The sequence below is a fragment of the Mesorhizobium sp. LNHC252B00 genome (genome assembly GCF_000502955.1).
Taxonomy (GTDB): domain Bacteria; phylum Pseudomonadota; class Alphaproteobacteria; order Rhizobiales; family Rhizobiaceae; genus Mesorhizobium.
In genome coordinates this window covers 160526-177956 of the sequence record NZ_AYWO01000004.1, presented here as the reverse complement: position 1 = coordinate 177956, position 17431 = coordinate 160526, and the positions used below count along the sequence as shown (strand labels likewise).

Below are 17431 nucleotides of genomic sequence, written 5' to 3'. Positions count from 1 at the left end.
TCCAGCAGGATCTTAAGTCGACCTTTGCGCCAGTTCGGCCCCATCCAGAACGGGTGGCTCTTCCCGGCCTTTCGGCTCCTTGATCCTGAACCAGGCCACATAGAGCGCCGGCAGGAACAGCAGCGTGATCGCCGTGCCGGCAATGATGCCGCCCATCATGGCGAACGCCATCGGTGCCCAGAACACCTCCCGTGCGATCGGGATCAGCGCCAGGCTGGCAGCGGCGGCCGTCAGCGCGATCGGTCGCATGCGATGTTCGGTGGCTTCGATCACCGCCGCCCAGCGGTCCTTGCCTTCGGCGACCAGATCCTCGATCTGCACGATCAGGATGACCGAGTTGCGGATCAGGATGCCGATCAACGCCAGCACGCCGAGGATGGCGACGAAGCCGAGCGGGGCGCCGCTTGGCAACAGTGCAGCAACCACGCCGATCAACCCAAGCGGTGCGACGGCAACGACCAGGAACAGGCGCTGGAAGCTTTGCAACTGGATCATCAGGATCGTCGCCATGATGAACAGCATCAGAGGCACGACCGCCGCGATCGGCCCCTGGCTGTTGGCGCTTTCCTCGACCGAGCCGGCCGTGGCGATGGCATAGCCGACCGGCAGCTTGCCGATGAAGGCATCGACCGAGGGTTTCAGCTCGTCGACCACGGTCGCCGGCAGCGCATCGCCCACGAGTCCGGCGCCCACGGTGATCGTCGGCACGCGGCTGCGCCGCCAGACTGTCGGCTGCTCCAACTCGTAGTGGAAGTTGGCGACGGCGGCCAGCGGGATGGATTCGCCGGCACCGGTCGGCAATTGCATGTTGCGCAGCGTCTCGATCGAGCCGCGTTCGGCATCGCGCGAACGGACCACGACGTTGATCAGGTAGGTGGCGTCGCGCACCTGGGTTATAGTGACGCCGCCGACGATGCTGTTCAGCGTATTGGAGATGTCCGACGAGGTGACGCCAAGCTGGCGCGCCTTGTCCTGCAACACATCCACTTTCAGCACCCGCGACGGTTCATTCCAGTCGAAGATCGGTGCGCCAAGCTTGGGATTGGCCGAGATGACGCCTGCCAGTTGCTGGGACAGCGTCCTCACCGTCTGGATGTCGGGACCGCTGACGCGGTATTGCACCGGCCGGCCGACGGGCGGACCGAGTTCGAGTGTTTTGACGAAGGCATCGGTGCCGACGAAGTCGTCGCGCAGCATTTTTTCTATTGCCGCCTTTACCCTGTCACGCGCCTCGACGTTCTTGGTGACGATGACGGTCTGGCCGAAATAGGGATTGGCCGGCTGCACGTCATAGGCAAGCACGAAGCGTACCGCGCCCTGGCCGATATAGGAGCTCCAGTGATCGATGTCGGGATTGCCGGCAAGGGCTGCCTCCTCGAAGCGCTCCATCTGGTCCCGCGTCTCGGCGATCGATGAATTCTGCGGCAGGTTCCAATCGACGATAAGTTCCGGCCGGTCGGAGGACGGGAAGAACTGCTGCTGGACAAAACCCATGCCGACGACCGAGGCGGCGAACAACAGCACCGTCGCGATGATCGTCAGCCAGTGGCGGCGCACCGACCCGACCAGCACTCTGCGGAACAGCGAGGTGAAACGGCCGGGCTTGTCATGGTGCTTCTGCTTCATCACCGCAGGCAGGATGGTGATGCCGAGCAGCGGCGCAAACAGCACCGCCACGATCCAGGACACCAGAAGCGAAACGGCAATGACGACGAACAGCGTGTAGGTGTATTCGCCAGCCGCGCTGTTGTTGAGGCCGATTGGAATGAAGCCGGTGACCGTCACCAGCGTTCCGGTCAGCATCGGGAACGCGGTCGAGGTGTAGACATAGGTCGCCGCCTTGCGCAGATTGTCGCCTGCCTCCAGCCTCGCCACCATCATCTCCACGGCAATCATCGCGTCGTCGACCAGCAGGCCGAGTGCGATGATCAGCGCGCCCAGCGAAATGCGCTGCAGCGAGATGCCGAGATAGTCCATGAACAGGAAGGTGATGGCGAGCACCAGCGGGATCGACAGCGTCACGACGAAGCCGGCGCGCATGCCGAGGCTGATGAACGAGACGGCAAGCACGATGGCGACAGCCTCGAACAGCGCGCGGGTGAAGCCCGAGACCGCTTCCTCGACAATGACAGGCTGGTCTGCGACCAGATGCACGCCGACGCCGACAGGCAGGTCGGCGACGATCTTGTCCATCTCGACCTTCAGCGCCTTGCCGAATTCGAGCAGGTTGGCGTTGGGCTTCATGCCGATGGCGAGCCCGATCGCATCCTCACCGTTGAAACGGAACAATGCCGTCGGCGGATCGGCGTAGCCGCGGGTGATGGTGGCGACATCGCTCAGCCGGAAGAAGCGGTCGTTGACGCGCAAATTGATGGCGCGCAGGCTTTCCTCCGAGGTGAACTGGCCCGAGACGCGCACGCTGACGCGTTCGGGGCCGGTCTCGATAACGCCCGATGGTGCGATCGCGTTCTGCGCCTGCAGGCTGGCGACGATCGCCTGCTGGTTCAGGCCAAGGGCTGCGATCTGACGGGTCGAAAATTCGAGATAGATCGCCTCGTCCTGGGCGCCGATCAGGTCGACCTTGCCGGCATTGGGCACGGCGAGGATTCGGGTGCGCGCCTGCTCGACATAGTCGCGCAGCTGGCGCGATGTCAGCCCGTCCGCCGTGAAGGCGTAGATGTTGCCGTAGACATCGCCAAAACTGTCGTTGAAGAACGGACCTTGCACGCCCTGCGGAAACTGGGCGCCGATGTCGTTGATCATGTTGCGAATGCGCACCCAGGTCGGGGCCACGTCGCGTGCCTTGGTCGACGGCTTGAGATTGACGAAGATGACGGTCTTGCCGGCCGTGGTGACGGATTTGCTGTAGTCGAGGCTGTCGAGTTCCTCCAGTTTCTTCTCGATGCGGTCGGTTACTTGGCGGACTGTCTCATTGACCGAGGCGCCCGGCCAGTTGGCCTGGATCAGCATGGTCTTGATCGTGAAGGCCGGGTCTTCCTCGCGGCCGAGATTGAGATAGGCCGAGACGCCGGCGACGACGAACACCAGCATGAAATACCAGACCAGCGAACGATGGCTGAGCGCCCAGTCGGAGAGGTTGAAGCCCTTCACTTGGCGGCTCCTTCGGGGATCTTGACCGTCTCGCCCGGGGTCAGGCTGTGCACGCCTGCGGTGACGACGCGTGCGCCCGCGTTAAGTCCGCCGGCGACGACAAAGCTGCCGCCGCGTTTGGCGCCGATCTGGATATCGTGCAAGGCGACCTTCGATTGCGCATCGACGATCCACACTTGCTGCTTGCCGTCCATTTCGAGCAGTGCCGACAGCGGCAGCTCGATCGTCGGGTCGATCGGCATCACCCGTGTCGCCGTCACGGTCGAGCCGAGCCGGAACGCGGTCGGCGCATTGAGCAGCGTCAGGCGCACGCGGCGGGTGCGGGTCGAACTATCGGCCTGCGGCGCGATCTCGCGCAGCTTGGCTTCCGTGTGGATCGAGGGCAGAGACTGCAGGATCACGTCGAAGCCGGTTCCGACAGCGAGATCGCCGGTCAACTGGTCGGGAATGTCGACGACGGCTTCGCGCACATCCGAGCGCGCCACCGTCACTACGGTCTGGCCGGCCGATACGGTCTGCCCGACTTCGGCGCCGGTGGCGGTGACGACGCCATCGAAATCCGAAAACAGGCGGGCATAGCCAAGCTGCTCCTGAGATTTAGCCAGCGCAGCCCTCGCCCGCTCGACATTGGCCTGCGCGGCTTGCCGCGCCTGCTGGGCTGCCTCATAGGTGGCCTGCGAGGTGTTCCTGTCTGCCAGCAATGCGCGCTGGCGCTCCTCGCTGGCGTAAGCATTGGTGAATTCCGCCTGTGCGTTGGAGAGGCCAGCCTTGGCTGCCTGAACGGCCAATTCCAGCGCCGTCGGATCGAGCGTGGCGATCGTCGTACCCTTGGTGACGAGGTCGCCGATATCGACGTCGCGGGTGACGACACGGCCAAGCAGGCGGAAGGCCAGGTTGGCACTGAATTCCGGCTCGACGACGCCGGCGAAGCCAAGCGTCTGGCTGGTGCGCGGCTCGACCACCACCGAAAGCACCGGCCGGACGATCTCGGGCGCCTTTTCCGGCTCGGCCGAACAGGCGCCGACAACAAACAGCGCCGACAGGGCGATCATGCGCGCAGGCCGGTTCATTGCGTTGCCCCTCCGGCGATCTCGACCGTCTGGCCCGGGCTGAGCAATTGGCCACCGGCGGTGATGACGTGCTGGCCGGGCTCTAGCCCCTTGTCGACGACGATGACGCCGGAGCCATAAGCGAGAATATCGACCGGCGCGACGGTGACCTTCTTGGAAGCAGGGTCGATGAGCCAGACCGCAGGCTGACCGTTGCTGGAGGTCAGCGCCTGCCAGGGCAGGATCACGGCTTTCACCGGCTGGGCGCTGACCGTGCCGGTGACGGCGGCGCCGAGCGGCATGGCGGCAGGGGTCTCGGGAATGGCGACCTTGACCCGAACCGAGGCCGAGGCGGCGTCGACCACCGGAGAAATCTCGCGCACCTTGCCTATCGCCTTCACCGACGGATCCGACACCAGCGTGATCGACACCGGTGGTGGTGCCATCGAGCTGCCGGCAACCAGCGTTTCATGAACGTTGAAGACGGCGTCGCGGTCGCCGTCCTCGGCGATGGTGAAGACTGTTTGTGCCCCTTGCACCACCTGGCCGGCCTCGACCGCGCGTGCGGTGACGACACCCGGCGCGCCGGCCCGCAGCTCGGTGAAGGTGAAGCTCTCCCGGGCATTGTCCAACGCGCTCTGCGCCTGCTGGACGCTGCCTTGTGCAACGCTCTGCACCTGTGCTGCCTGATCATAGTCCCGGCGCGTGGTAAAACCCTGAGCAAGCAGCGTCTTTTGGCGCTCGAAAGCGGCGGATGCCTGCGTCAATTGCGCCTGTGCCGCATCGAGATCGGCCTGCGCCGAGCGCAGGTCCGATTCCTGCTCCTGTGGATCGATGCGGGCCAGCAACGTGCCCTTGTCGACATGCTGGCCGATTTCCACCAGCCGCTCGGCGACGCGGCCGCCGACCCGGAAGGCCAGGTTGTTCAGCGTACGCGCAGCGATGACCCCGGTCAGCGACGTCGTCGGAGCATAGAAGGAGATTTCGACTTCGGCGGTGCGCACCATGGTCGGCATCTTGCGTTCGGCCGCCTCCTGCTTCTGGCAACCGGCCAGCAGCAGGCTGGCCATCGTGCAGGCGATAAGCATCGGAGCACTTCGGAACGGCAAAGGATTGGATGGCGACAGTGGCAAGGCGGGAGATGTCACGTTCCGGCTCATGGCTTCCCTCGCCTGTGTGGGACGCTCCCGCCGCGGAGCCTCGCGGCGTCAGAAGATAGTCGATCCCTTGGAAAAGGGAACCTCCTTCGGACGCGTACCGGCCGACTGGTTGAGGCGGCGCCGGGCGACAGGCCCAATCGCCTGTTGACGGTGCCAACTTGAGCAAAACGTGAAATAAGGTCAGAAGACGTGTCAGCGACAGCAAACAAGAACGGGCGCCGGCCCGATGAGGACAGCATGAAGAATTCAGCCATTTCCGAACGCAAGAACCAGTCGATCTCGCGCGGCGTCGGCATGACCACGCAGATCTATGCCGACCGTGCTGAGAATTCGGAAATCTGGGATGTCGAGGGCCGTCGCTACATCGACTTCTCGTCGGGTATCGCCGTCGTCAACACCGGTCACCGCCACCCCAAGGTGATCGCGGCGGTCAAGGCGCAGCTCGACCGCTTCACCCACACCTGCCATCAGGTGGTGCCCTATGAAAGCTATGTGCGGCTGGCCGAACGGCTGAACGGCATGCTGCCCGGCAAGTTCGAGAAGAAGACGATCTTCGTCACCACTGGCGCCGAGGCAGTCGAGAACGCGATCAAGATCGCCCGCAACGCCACCGGTCGCCAGGCGGTCATCGCCTTTGCTGGCGGCTTCCACGGCCGCACCTTCATGGGCATGGCGCTGACCGGCAAGGTCGTGCCCTACAAGGTCGGCTTCGGCGCCATGCCAGGCGACGTCTATCACGCGCCGTTCCCGGTGCCGCTGCATGGCGTATCGGTCGCCGATTCGCTGGCTGCCCTCGACCGCCTGTTCAAGGCCGATGTCGACCCGGCCCGCGTCGCCGCCATCATCATCGAGCCGGTCCAGGGCGAGGGTGGCTTCTACGAGGCGCCGCGCGAGTTTCTGACGGCTCTGCGCAAGCTTTGCGACCAGCACGGCATGCTTCTGATCGCCGACGAGGTGCAGACCGGCTTTGCCCGCACCGGCAAGATGTTCGCGATGGACCACCACGAGGTGGCGGCCGACATCACCACCATGGCCAAGAGCCTGGCTGGCGGCTTCCCGCTGGCCGCGGTCACCGGCCGCGCCGAAATCATGGATGCACCCGGCCCCGGCGGGCTCGGCGGTACCTATGGCGGCAGCCCTATCGGTGTCGCCGCGGCGCACGCCGTGCTCGACGTGATCGATGAGGAAAAGCTGTGCGACCGCGCCAACACGCTGGGTGCAAGACTGAAGCAGCGGCTGCAGTCGATCCGCGACGACGTGCCCGAGATCGTCGACATAAGAGGCCTCGGCTTCATGAACGCGATCGAGTTCAACGACGTCAAGAAGGGCCTGCCGTCGGCCGAGATAGCCAATGCGATCAGGCTGAAGGCGCTCGACAAGGGCCTGATCCTGCTGACCTGCGGCGTCTACGGCAACGTCATCCGCTTCCTGGCGCCGATCACCATCCAGGACGGCGTCATGAACGAGGCGCTCGACATTCTGGAAAGCTCGATCCGCGAAGTCTGCGCCGCCTGATCGGCGAGGATATCGCCTAGGATTCAACAACCTTGCGGGAAAAGGCCGAGATAGGGTGGCAAGCTGCCGTTCAACGCCCTATGCGAGCACGAAATTCTGCGGTCGAATTGGTGCGTGGAAAAGGTTCGGAAGGCAACTGTACACCGAGAAAGGCACAAAGGGGCTCCCATCCTTCGGAGGCCTGATAAGTGAGAAGGCGTTCAGGTGGCAGCGTTGATTTCACGGAAGCGTTATGTGCTTCATAGACAGCGATTGCGTGATCTCGGTCATCAAATCGACCGCCAAAGACACTGTTTCCAACCACTGCCACACCAAAGGACTGTGGATCATTGGTAGCAGCATCCATCGTGAACCCTATCGTTTGCGCCATGCTTTCATACCAGGCTTCTGGGTCACGAACTGTCAAGATAACCTTTGCGTCAGGGTAGTGGTCACTCACTTCTCGCCAGAAATGCGCCGTTGGCCAATCGACCGCGGAAAGATAGCCGGCATATGCCGTATCCCAGGTAGGGAGTTGTCCCTGGCCGGCGGCGCGCCACAGCGCCTTCTGCTCGGGATTGGCGTGGACATCTGCCATGTGATGACACGGCCCGAACCCAAGATGCTCCAACGCGAGTTTCAGCGAATATGTGCCAGTGCGACCCATGCCTGCGCCAATGACATCTAGAGCCATGAGCACCCCCCAAAGACGACTTCAATTGGTCAAAATACCGCTGTTTCCTTTACTTCGCTATAGGTTTTGAAGGTCAGCTCCCGGGCGAACTCGGTCGTTTAGGGTGATTGGGTTTTGATCCTATCCCGCCGCGCGGACAGGCTCCTCTTCCTGGAAGGCGGCAAGCGCAGCCTTCAGCCCGTCCGGTCCCGTCGCAACGATCCCCGGCGTCGGCGAGAAGCCGGCGCCGAGCATCTTGCGGCCAAGCATGTGGTCGCCGGGACGGTTCACCGATTCGATGCCGAGCAGCCGGTCTCCAGCATAATGGTAGATCGAGAATTTGTTGTCGGGCAGATCACCCAGCACGACATGGCTGTCGCTGCCTGCAGTCAGCCCAACCATCTGCAATTTCATGTCGCCGATGTCGGACCAGAACCACGGCACCGCTGAATAGCCATCGGCATGGCCGGTGATGGTGCGTGCGGCAAGCCGCGCCTGGTCGGTGGCGTTCTGCACCGATTCCAGCCGTACGTCGCCGCCGGTGAACCAGTGCCGGTAGGAGGCGGCGTCGCCGATGGCGAGGATTTCAGGCACCGAAGTGCGCATCTGGTGATCGGCGCGGATGCCGTTGGCGATGCTGAGGCCTGCGGCCTGCGCCAGCTCGACATTCGGCACGGCGCCGATGCCGACGATGACCATGCGCGCCGGCAGCCTTTCACCGCTGGATGTGATCGCGGCTGCGACATGGCCGATTTCGCCTTCGAGTCTTGCAATCGAGGTGCCGGTGAGGATGCGCACGCCTGTCCCTTCCAGACGTTGCCGGACGTGGCTCGCCACGACCGGCGCCACGGCGCGGCCGAGCAGCCGGTCGACCGCCTCGACCACGGTCACCGTGCGGCTGGCTGCCCGCAACGTCGCGGCGATCTCCAGCCCGATGAAGCCGCCGCCGAGGATGACGACCTCGTCGCTCTGGGCGCTGAGTTCCCGGATCAGACGCGCATCGGCCAGCGAGCGCAGCGACAGCACGCCCGACAGGTCCGAACCGGGCAGCGACAAGGTGCGCGGGCGCGAGCCGGTCGCCAGGATCAGATGGTCGAAGGCAAGTGTGCCGCCGCCTGATATCTCCACGCTACGGCGTCCGGCATCGATGCGATCGATCCTGATGCCCGGCCGGAAGTCGATGGCGCTGCCGGTGTAGAAGGCCTCGCCGCGCAACGGTTGCGGTCTGGCCTCGGCATCCTTGATGAAGGTCTTCGACAGTGGAGGTTTATGGTAGGGCAACTCGTTCTCGTCGCCGACCAGGATCACCGGCCGGTCATAGCCGTCATCGCGCAGACTGGCGGCCGCTTGCACGCCCGCATGACCCGCGCCGACAATGACCACACCGTTCTTCATTGCATTCCAATCCTGCCGGCATCCTAGGATATCTCGCCATGTGGCGATTGTCTGGCGCCGCCGCAAGCGAGGCTGTGCGGGTCGCACTCGGGATGGCGGCTGTCAATCGTACAGTTCAGCGGCAAGACCGGTGCAGGCCGCACATTAAGTTGACAGTTGCAGTTTAGAATAATTCTAAACTATTGTTTCAATTGATTTTTCTTGCCGATCTCCATTGACATCCGACGATGTCGCAGCTTTATGGAAGCTCGCGCGTCAGCGCATCCCTTTAATGTCTGGGCCTTGAACCCTTTCGATTGGAGGCATTTTGGTGTCTTTCTTCCGCGAACCGCGCGATGGCGCGGCATCTCTTGCGCCCGATGGCTTGCAGATGGCCTGGTGCCAGTTGCCGCGCGCGCCGTTTACAAAAATTCCGAGAAACTGGAGAGCGATTATGACAGCACGATATGGCGGCAGGCTTGCCGCGATCGGCGCCACGGCCCTACTGACGGCGGCGGTGTTCGTGCTGCCCGCAAAGGCCGAAACCGATGCGAAGGCGGTCGTCAAGACCTATTCCGACATCGCCTTGGCCAAATATGAGGATTCGCTGACCACCGCGCAGGCGCTCGACAAGGCAGTCGACGCGCTGCTCGCCACCCCCTCGGCGGAAACTCTCAATGCAGCCCGCGACGCCTGGAGGGCATCGCGCGTTCCCTACCAGCAGACCGAGGTCTACCGTTTCGGCAACAAGATCGTCGACGACTGGGAAGGCGAGGTGAACTCCTGGCCGCTGGACGAAGGCCTGATCGACTACGTCGCCAAGAGCTACGGCTCCGAATCGGATGCGAATTCGCTCTATACGGCCAATGTGATCGCCAACAAGGAGATCGAGATCAACGGCAAGAAAGTCGACGCTTCGAGCCTTTCGCCGGAATTCCTCTCCGGCACATTGCAGGAAGCCGGCGGCGTGGAGGCAAACGTCGCCACCGGCTATCATGCCATCGAATTCCTGCTCTGGGGTCAGGATCTGCATGGCACCGGCCCGGGTGCCGGCGAGCGCCCCTATTCCGACTACGACCTCAAGAACTGCACCGGCGGCAATTGCGACCGTCGCGCCCAGTACCTGAAATCGGCGACTGACCTTCTGGTCGCCGACCTGCAGAAGATGGTCAACGACTGGAAGGAAGACGGTGCCGCGCGCAAGGCCCTCATCGACGGCGACCCGAACACCGCCATCTCGATCATCTTCACCGGCATGGGCTCGCTGTCCTACGGCGAGCTGGCCGGCGAGCGCATGAAGCTCGGCCTGCTGCTGCACGATCCGGAAGAGGAGCATGACTGCTTCTCCGACAACACCTATAACTCGCATCTCTATGATGCCATCGGCATTAGCGCCGCCTATCATGCCAGCTATACCAGGCTCGACGGCACCGTCGTTTCGGGTCCCTCGGTGGCCGATATGGTGAAAGCAGCCGATCCGGCGATCGACAAGGAACTGTCGGACAAGCTCGACGTGACGGTCGCCAAGATGGAGGCGATCAAGGCGCGGGCACTGGCTGGCGAGGCCTATGACCAGCAGATCGCCGAGGGCAATGCGCAAGGCAATGCGACCGTGCAGGCGGCAATCGACGCGTTGGTCGACCAGACCAAGTCGATCGAACGCGCCGTTGGCTCCCTGAAACTCAGCACCATCGCCTTCGAAGGGTCCGACAGTCTCGACGCACCCGACAAGGTGTTCAAGTAAGTCAAAGGGTTGGAGCCTGATCCGGAGCCGGGCAATCGGGGTCGGAACGGGCTTCGATAGGAAATCAAGCCACACGGCGCGGGAGGCGCCGTCAGCCATCCGAGCAAACCAATGCTGATCTGCCATTGCAACATCATCACCGAGAGGGAAATCGAGCAGACGATCATCGCGCTGCTGGATCAGGACCCCTGGCAACTGATCGTGTCGGCAAAGGTCTATCACGCCATGCAAAAGCGCGGGCGCTGTTGCGGCTGCTTCCCAAATGTGGTGGAAACGATCATTCGGGTCACCGAAAATTACCACGCCCGCTCCGAGGCGAGCGGCGTCGATATCGTTTCACACCTGGATCGCGTCAGAAGCCTGCGCGTCCAATACGGGAGCAGAAATCATGAAAGGCGACCCGCAGGTCATCGAGCGGCTTAACGAGGCTCTTTTTCTGGAGCTGGGGGCCGTCAATCAGTACTGGGTGCATTTCCGTCTGCTGGAGGACTGGGGATACGCCAAGCTGGCAAAGAAGGAGCGGGCGGAATCGATCGAGGAGATGCACCATGCCGACAAGCTCGTGGCCCGCATCATCTTCCTTGAAGGCCATCCGAACCTGCAGTCCGTGGCGCCGCTGCGCATCGGACAGAACGTCAAGGAAGTGCTCGAATCCGACCTTGCCGGCGAATATGACGCGCGTACCGCCTACAAGCGCTCGCGCGAGATCTGCAACGACGCTGGCGACTATGTGACGATGAAGCTGTTCGAGGAATTGCTGGCCGACGAGGAGGGTCACATCGACTTCCTCGAGACGCAGCTCGACCTGCTTGCCTCGATCGGCGAGGAAAAATACGGCCAGCTCAACGCTGCATCGGCGCACGAGGCCGATTAAGGACATGCCGGAATGCGGCGCCTGTTAGAATTCATGCGCCGCATGCGGCGGGCCGACGGCTCGCCGCTCCTTCGGAAGACGCCGGCCGGATTGGCGCGGCGGCGCTGTGTCGTCTTCGCAATCGCGCTCTCCTCGTCCGCGATGGCCGGTGAGCTTCAACCTGCCGGCATCGCCACCACGCGCACCGACCTCAGTCCGAAGGATAAGGCGCGCGTCGCCGCCATCACCAGGCCGACCGCTGATTTTTCCAGGCCTGAGCAGTTCGAGCTGATGCAAGGCGGCGCCGGCACGTCCAGGAAGGACGTCAGCCGCGATTCCTTCTCGCAATCCTCGGCCAACATCACCTTCGAGGAAGAGGGCGACTTCAAGCTCGGCAATGCCCTGTTTCGCAAGAACTGGGTGTCGTCGCCATCCTCGACGCAGGCGTCGGATGGGCTCGGCCCGCTGTTCAACGAACGCGCCTGCCAGAACTGCCATCTGAAGGACGGCCGCGGCCGTCCCCCGCAAGGCGATGCCGGCACGACTTCGATGTTCCTGCGGCTGGCGCGCGATGCCAGTACGGCCGAAGAGAAAGCAGCGCTTGTCGACCAAAAGGTGCTGAACTTCCCCGATCCGGTCTATGGCGCGCAATTGCAGGAACTGGCGGTGCCCGGCCTGCGCGGCGAGGGCCGCATGCATGTCGACTATCAGGAGCGTATGGTAGAACTGGCAGACGGTGCCGTGATTTCCTTGCGCAAACCTAGCTATTCGGTGGTCGATCCTGCCTATGGACCTCTCGATCCGCGCACCACGCTGTCGCCGCGCCTGACGCCGCCGATGATCGGCCTTGGCCTGATCGAAGAGATTGCACCAGCGGATATTCTTGCCAACGCCGATCCACTCGACCGCAACGGTGACGGCATTTCCGGCAGGCCGAACATCGTGCGGGACAGCCCAAGCGGCGAATTGACGCTTGGCCGTTTCGGCTGGAAGGCGCAGGCCGCATCGATCCGCCGGCAGGCGGCGGACGCTTTCGCCGGCGACATCGGCATCTCGACGCCGGAAGTGCCAAAACACTGGGGCGACTGCACCGCCACGCAAGCCAAATGCTTCGCCATGCCGAGCGGCGTAGAGCAGCGTCTCGGCCCGGTCGAGGCGCCGCCGCCGGTGATGGATCTGGTCACCTTCTATTCGCAGAACCTGGCCGTGCCGGCGCGCCGCGACCTCGACCAACCAGATGTGCTCACCGGCAAGAAGGTCTTCTATGAGATCGGCTGCATTGCCTGCCACACGCCGAAATTCGTCACCCGTCGCGGCACGCCCAACAAGGCGCAGGCCTTCCAGTTGATCTGGCCTTATTCCGACTTCCTGCTGCACGACATGGGACCCGATCTGGCCGACGGCCAGGCCGTGGGCGATGCGACGGGCAATGAGTGGCGCACGCCGCCGCTGTGGGGCATCGGCCTGACCGAGACGGTCAACGGCAATTCCTTCTTCCTGCATGACGGGCGCGCCCGCAGCCTGACCGAGGCGATCCTGTGGCACGGCGGCGAGGCGCAGAAGGCGCGCAGCCGCTTTGCCGCCGCCGACGCCGCCGACCGCGATGCGCTGCTCAAATTCCTGGGGTCACTGTGATGCTCAAGCGCTCTGCATTGTTACTCGTTCTTCCGCTGGCTCTGCTCGGCGCAGTCCCGGTGTCTGCGGCGGTCAAAGCCTCCGAAATCATCCAGGGGGCGATCGACGGCTTTGTCCGCCCAGCCTATGCCGGCCTGCACGAGCATGCGGAATCCCTGACGAAGGCGATGCACAAGCTCTGCGAAGCGCCCTCGCAAGAGGAGCTCGATGCCGCGCGCTCGGAATTTTCCGCCACCGTCTATGCCTGGTCGTCGGCCGAAATCATCGGCTTCGGACCGATCAAGGACAACAACCGGCTGGAACGCATGCTGTTCTGGCCGGATCGCAAAGGCATCGGCCTGAAGCAGGTGCAGGCTGTGTTGGCGAACAAGGATTCGACCGCCACCGATCCGGCACTGCTGGCCGGCAAGAGCGTCGCCATGCAGGGGCTGGGCGCGCTCGAATTCGTGCTTTATGGCGACGGCGCCGATGCACTGACGGGCAGGGACGATCCTTATCGTTGTGCCTATGGCGCGGCGATTGCCGGCAACATCGAAACCATGACCGGCGACGTCAACGATGCCTGGAACAAGCCCAACGGATTTGCTGCCCTTTGGGCCAATCCGGGGCCACAGAACCCGCTCTACCGCGACGGCAACGAAGCGGTGACCGAACTGGTCGGCGTCTTCATCAATGAACTGGAAATGGTTCGCGATGTGCGCCTGAAAGGGTTTTTCGGCGACAAGCCGGATGCGGACAAGCCGAAACAGGCGATCTACTGGCGCTCACAGAACACCGCCAATTCGCTAGCCGGCAATCTGTCCGGGATAGACACGCTGTTCCAGGCGTCGAAGCTTGGCGACGCACTGCCGGCCGATGCGCGCTGGATGGCGGAATCGATCCATATCCAGCTGATCAATGGTATCGCTACCGTGAAGTCCATCCAGGGTCCGATCGACAAGGCGCTTGCCGATCCGGCACTGCGTGACAAGCTCGACCATTTCGCGCTGATCACCTCCAGCCTGTCGACCCTGATCGGCACCAGGCTGACCGCCGAATTCGGCCTGACTGCCGGCTTCTCGTCGCTGGATGGGGACTGAATTGAAAACCCCGCTGTTAGATCGCCGCGATTTCCTGAGGGCTGCAGGCGTTGGCTTCGTAGCGGCAATGGCGCCCGCGGCCTGGGCGAAGACGCTCGCGGCGGACGCCGTCTTCGCCACCGCCTTCGTCAAGCGTGATGGCAGCTATGGCGCCGCTGTCCTATCCGAGGCCGGCAAGATCCTGCACGCGATCGACCTGCCCGATCGTGGCCATGACGTCACCTTCGATCCGGTGTCGACGCGTTCGGTGGTCTTCGCTCGCCAGCCCGGCACGTTCGCCGTTGTGTTCGATCATTCGGGCCGTGACGCGCCGTTAACCATCGCCAGCATCGCCGGTCGGCACTTCTTCGGCCATGGTGTTTTCTCGCCCGACGGGGCGCTGCTCTACGCCACCGAAAACGACTTCGACAACGCCGCCGGCGTGGTTGGCATCTACGATGCGCGGACGAAGTTCAACCGCATCGGTGAATTCCCGACCCATGGCATGGGTCCGCACGAGCTGCTGCTGCTGGGCGACGGCAGGACGATCGCTGTTGCCAATGGCGGCATCGAAACCCATCCGGATTACGGCCGCGCCGAGCTCAACATCGCCACCATGAAGCCGTCCTATGTGCTCATCGACCGCCTCACCGGCGATCTCATCGAGAAGCATGAACTCCCGGAGGCACTGCACCAGCTGTCGATCCGCCACATGGACGCAGATCGATCCGGCACCGTCTGGTTCGGCTGCCAGTACCGGGGGCCGGGCACCGATCGTCCGCTGCTGGTCGGCCGCGCGGCGCGCGGCAAAGACTTGCAGCTGCTCGACATGCCGCAGGACGTGCTGTCCGGCTTCCGCAACTATATCGGTTCGGTCGCCGCCAATCCGGCCGCCGGCACCGTCGCCGTCTCCTCGCCGGAAGGCAACTCGCTTGTGGTGATCGATTCGGCCAGCGGCCGGGTCGTCTCGGTCACCGCGCTGGTCGAAGTCTGCGGCACGGCGCTCGACGGAACCGGATTCATGGCTACCACGGGCGCCGGCGAGATCGTCGATGGCAGCGGTGTGACACGCTCCGAACCGGATTATGTCTGGGACAACCACCTGCTGCGCATCGAACAGGCTGCCTAGATATTTCCTGCGGGCCGAAGCGAAGCCGCTTAACGAATTATGCACTATCCACTTGCGGTGGCGAGCCGTGGCAGGCACACGGAACTCTCTTCGAACCGGTCGCTCCATGAAATTGCTTGCCATCGACTGTGCCGCCAACCTCTGCGCCGCCTGCGTCTACGACGAGGCGGCGAAGCAAGAGCTTGGCCGTTCGGTGCTCGACCTTGGCAAAGGCCATGCCGAGCACCTGATGGCGGTCATCGCCGAAGCGCTGAAGGCAAGTGCCACCGACTATGCCGGTCTTGGCGCCATCGCCGTCTCCGTCGGCCCCGGTTCCTTCACCGGTCTGCGCGTCGGCGTCTCGACCGCGCGTGGCCTGGCGTTGGCGCTGAAGGTTCCGGCGATCGGGGTGACGACGCTCGAGGCGCTGGCTGCTGAGGCGGCAGCGGCATTTCCCGGTCGCGCCGTACTGGCGGCGCTCGATGCGGGTCGCGAGGAAATCCATGCCGCCCTTTATGATGAAATGTCGGTTTTGACTTACGGTCCGGCTGTCGCCACATTGGCTGACGTGGCGGCGATGGCGACGGAACGTTCTTTGGTGCTTTCCGGTACAGCGGCGGCGCTGATTGCCGCGTCGGCCGGTCGCGCGTTCGATATCGGGCCTCAGACGGCTACCGCCGATATTGTCACATACGCCCGTCTGGCTGCCGCCAAGGGTCCCGGCGAAAGGCCAAAACCGCTTTATTTGCGCGGCGCCGACGCCAAGCCGCAGGCCGGGTTCATTCTTTCAAGGCAAGAAAATTGATGCGCATACCTTTTCTCCAACCACGCCGCCGGGACTATGCGCTCGAGCCGCTGAAGATCGCCGACAGCCCGGCGGTCTCCCTGTTGCATCGCGAGGACTTTGTCCGCCCGTGGACCGATGGTGAATTCGCTGCCTTGCTCGAACAGGACACCGTATTCGGCTATGCCGCGCGTGAAACCGGACAGGGCGCCAAGCCTCCGGTCGGCTTCGTGCTGGCCAGGCTGGCGGCCGGCGAAGGCGAGATCCTGACCGTCGCGGTCGCTCGATCCCACCGCCGGCAGGGGCTCGGTTGGCAGTTGATGGATGCGGTGCTGCGCGAACTTCACGCCCAGCGCGCCGAAGCGCTGTTCCTCGAGGTCGACGAGACCAATGTCGCGGCGATCGCGCTCTATCGGCGGCTGGGCTTCCGCGAGGTCGGCAAGCGACCGAACTACTACAAGTCGCCGGAACATGGACCGACCGGCGCGCTTGTTATGCGCCGCGATCTTCGCTAGCCGGAGGCCGGGGTAGGGCGATGATCAAGAAAATCAGGATTTTCCTGGCGCTGGGCCTTGTTGTCGCCGGTTCATTGGTCCTCGTGCCGCTGCAGATCCTGTCGATGAAGACCGGCTGGTGGCCGGAAACCTTCATCCTCAAGATCTGGCACAGGCTGATCATCAGGGCGCTTGGCATGCGTATCCACGTCAAGGGAACGCTATCGACCAAGCGTCCTTTGCTGGTGGTATCCAATCACATCTCGTGGACCGACATCATGGTGCTCGGCTCCATGGCCGACGTGAAGTTCATCGCGAGAGCTGATATGGAAGGCTGGCCGCTGATCGGCATGCTGTCGAAACTGCAACGCACCGTGTTCATCGAGCGCGAGCGCAAGCGGTCCTCGGGCGACCAGGCCAGCGAGATCGCCAGCCGCATGGGCAAGGGCGATGCCATGGTGCTGTTTGCCGAGGGCTCGACTGGCGACGGCAACATCGTCCTGCCGTTCAAGAGCACGCTGTTTGGCGCCGCCTCTATGGCGATTTCGGAAGGCGCGACGGAGCAGGTCTACATCCAGCCGGTGGCTATCGCCTATACGCGCCTGCATGGCGTGCCGCTCGGTCGCCGCCACCGCCCGCTAGCCGCCTGGATCGGTGATGAAGACCTAATGCCGCATCTCAAGGTGCTGCTGGCAGAGGGCGCCCTCGACGTCGAGGTGCATTTCGGCGAGCCGATCGCTTTTTCCAAGGGTTCGAACCGCAAGGAAACGTCGAAACTGATGGAAAGCCGGGTGCGCGAGATGATGCAGGCAGCGCTTGCCGATCCGCGCCCGAGCCGCTAGCCCCGGGCATGCAAACTGCAGGCGCATGCCGAGAATCGTCTGTTTTTTGTCA

At 63.5% G+C, this 17431-nt stretch carries 15 protein-coding genes; 10 read left to right on the top strand and 5 right to left on the bottom strand.

Features of this window, described 5'->3' with window-relative positions; genetic code table 11:
- Positions 1-12: 12 nt before the first annotated feature.
- The 3 genes from X744_RS161860 to X744_RS161870 are packed head-to-tail and all read right to left on the bottom strand — an operon-like array spanning position 13 to position 5248.
- Positions 13-3111 (bottom strand): efflux RND transporter permease subunit, encoded by a 3099-nt coding sequence (locus X744_RS161860; protein WP_023758143.1) that lies wholly within the window; start codon positions 3109-3111, stop codon positions 13-15.
- Entirely contained in the window at positions 3108-4181 is a 1074-nt protein-coding gene (locus X744_RS161865) for an efflux RND transporter periplasmic adaptor subunit (RefSeq protein WP_023758142.1), read from the bottom strand. The genes X744_RS161860 and X744_RS161865 overlap by 4 nt, the downstream gene beginning before the upstream one ends.
- Entirely contained in the window at positions 4178-5248 is a 1071-nt protein-coding gene (locus X744_RS161870; RefSeq protein WP_245266477.1) for an efflux RND transporter periplasmic adaptor subunit, read from the bottom strand. The genes X744_RS161865 and X744_RS161870 overlap by 4 nt, the downstream gene beginning before the upstream one ends.
- Positions 5249-5557: 309 nt before the next feature.
- Here X744_RS161870 and X744_RS161875 point away from each other — a divergent pair, with 309 nt between their 5' ends.
- Positions 5558-6835 carry a 4-aminobutyrate--2-oxoglutarate transaminase gene (locus tag X744_RS161875; protein WP_023758140.1) on the top strand — a complete coding sequence of 426 codons (1278 nt, stop codon included), beginning with the start codon at positions 5558-5560 and terminating at the stop codon, positions 6833-6835.
- Positions 6836-6905: 70 nt separating this feature from the next.
- On the opposite strand, the gene X744_RS1000000171650 is transcribed toward X744_RS161875, so the two are convergent.
- Both X744_RS1000000171650 and X744_RS161885 read right to left on the bottom strand, forming a co-directional pair.
- A complete protein-coding gene (locus tag X744_RS1000000171650) occupies positions 6906-7508 on the bottom strand; it encodes a sulfotransferase family protein (protein ID WP_084025241.1) in 603 nt (200 codons plus the stop codon).
- Between the two features lie 120 nt (positions 7509-7628).
- A complete protein-coding gene (locus X744_RS161885; protein WP_023758138.1) occupies positions 7629-8882 on the bottom strand; it encodes an FAD-dependent oxidoreductase in 1254 nt (417 codons plus the stop codon).
- A gap of 433 nt (positions 8883-9315) precedes the next feature.
- Between X744_RS161885 and X744_RS161890 the strand changes: the two genes are divergently transcribed.
- From X744_RS161890 to X744_RS161930, 9 genes are all read left to right on the top strand, one after another.
- Positions 9316-10605, top strand: coding sequence for an imelysin family protein (locus X744_RS161890; RefSeq protein WP_023758137.1), 1290 nt, complete (start codon positions 9316-9318; stop codon positions 10603-10605).
- Positions 10606-10716: 111 nt separating this feature from the next.
- Positions 10717-11028: a hypothetical protein gene (locus tag X744_RS161895; RefSeq protein ID WP_023758136.1), complete on the top strand. Its 312-nt coding sequence runs from the start codon at positions 10717-10719 to the stop codon at positions 11026-11028.
- Entirely contained in the window at positions 10994-11479 is a 486-nt protein-coding gene (gene bfr / locus X744_RS161900; protein ID WP_023758135.1) for a bacterioferritin, read from the top strand. The genes X744_RS161895 and bfr overlap by 35 nt, the downstream gene beginning before the upstream one ends.
- Positions 11480-11491: 12 nt before the next feature.
- Complete coding sequence (locus X744_RS161905) at positions 11492-13093, top strand: di-heme oxidoredictase family protein (RefSeq protein ID WP_023758134.1); 1602 nt, start codon at positions 11492-11494, stop codon at positions 13091-13093.
- Positions 13093-14172: an imelysin family protein gene (locus X744_RS161910; protein ID WP_023758133.1), complete on the top strand. Its 1080-nt coding sequence runs from the start codon at positions 13093-13095 to the stop codon at positions 14170-14172. Before X744_RS161905 ends, X744_RS161910 begins: the two co-directional genes overlap by 1 nt.
- 1 nt (position 14173) lies before the next feature.
- The gene (locus X744_RS161915) at positions 14174-15280 is read left to right on the top strand and encodes a DUF1513 domain-containing protein (RefSeq protein WP_023758132.1); all 1107 of its coding nucleotides are present in this window, start codon (positions 14174-14176) and stop codon (positions 15278-15280) included.
- Positions 15281-15386: 106 nt separating this feature from the next.
- Complete coding sequence (gene tsaB / locus X744_RS161920; protein ID WP_023758131.1) at positions 15387-16064, top strand: tRNA (adenosine(37)-N6)-threonylcarbamoyltransferase complex dimerization subunit type 1 TsaB; 678 nt, start codon at positions 15387-15389, stop codon at positions 16062-16064.
- Positions 16064-16558, top strand: coding sequence for a ribosomal protein S18-alanine N-acetyltransferase (rimI, locus tag X744_RS161925; RefSeq protein ID WP_023758130.1), 495 nt, complete (start codon positions 16064-16066; stop codon positions 16556-16558). The genes tsaB and rimI overlap by 1 nt, the downstream gene beginning before the upstream one ends.
- 20 nt (positions 16559-16578) lie before the next feature.
- Positions 16579-17379, top strand: a complete 801-nt coding sequence (locus X744_RS161930; RefSeq protein WP_023758129.1) for a 1-acyl-sn-glycerol-3-phosphate acyltransferase — start codon at positions 16579-16581, stop codon at positions 17377-17379.
- The last annotated feature ends 52 nt before the right edge of the window (positions 17380-17431 follow it).

Excerpts from the sequence above, each read along its gene's own strand:
- X744_RS161875 (WP_023758140.1), top strand. The coding sequence starts at position 5,558 with ATGAAGAATTCAGCCATTTCCGAACGCAAGAACCAGTCGATCTCGCGC.
- tsaB (WP_023758131.1), top strand. The coding sequence starts at position 15,387 with ATGAAATTGCTTGCCATCGACTGTGCCGCCAACCTCTGCGCCGCCTGC.
- X744_RS1000000171650 (WP_084025241.1), bottom strand. The coding sequence starts at position 7,508 with ATGGCTCTAGATGTCATTGGCGCAGGCATGGGTCGCACTGGCACATAT.
- X744_RS161870 (WP_245266477.1), bottom strand. The coding sequence starts at position 5,248 with ATGCTTATCGCCTGCACGATGGCCAGCCTGCTGCTGGCCGGTTGCCAG.
- X744_RS161910 (WP_023758133.1), top strand. The coding sequence starts at position 13,093 with ATGCTCAAGCGCTCTGCATTGTTACTCGTTCTTCCGCTGGCTCTGCTC.
- bfr (WP_023758135.1), top strand. The coding sequence starts at position 10,994 with ATGAAAGGCGACCCGCAGGTCATCGAGCGGCTTAACGAGGCTCTTTTT.
- rimI (WP_023758130.1), top strand. The coding sequence starts at position 16,064 with ATGCGCATACCTTTTCTCCAACCACGCCGCCGGGACTATGCGCTCGAG.
- X744_RS161905 (WP_023758134.1), top strand. The coding sequence starts at position 11,492 with ATGCGGCGCCTGTTAGAATTCATGCGCCGCATGCGGCGGGCCGACGGC.
- X744_RS161895 (WP_023758136.1), top strand. The coding sequence starts at position 10,717 with ATGCTGATCTGCCATTGCAACATCATCACCGAGAGGGAAATCGAGCAG.
- X744_RS161930 (WP_023758129.1), top strand. The coding sequence starts at position 16,579 with ATGATCAAGAAAATCAGGATTTTCCTGGCGCTGGGCCTTGTTGTCGCC.
- X744_RS161865 (WP_023758142.1), bottom strand. The coding sequence starts at position 4,181 with ATGAACCGGCCTGCGCGCATGATCGCCCTGTCGGCGCTGTTTGTTGTC.
- X744_RS161890 (WP_023758137.1), top strand. The coding sequence starts at position 9,316 with ATGACAGCACGATATGGCGGCAGGCTTGCCGCGATCGGCGCCACGGCC.
- X744_RS161885 (WP_023758138.1), bottom strand. The coding sequence starts at position 8,882 with ATGAAGAACGGTGTGGTCATTGTCGGCGCGGGTCATGCGGGCGTGCAA.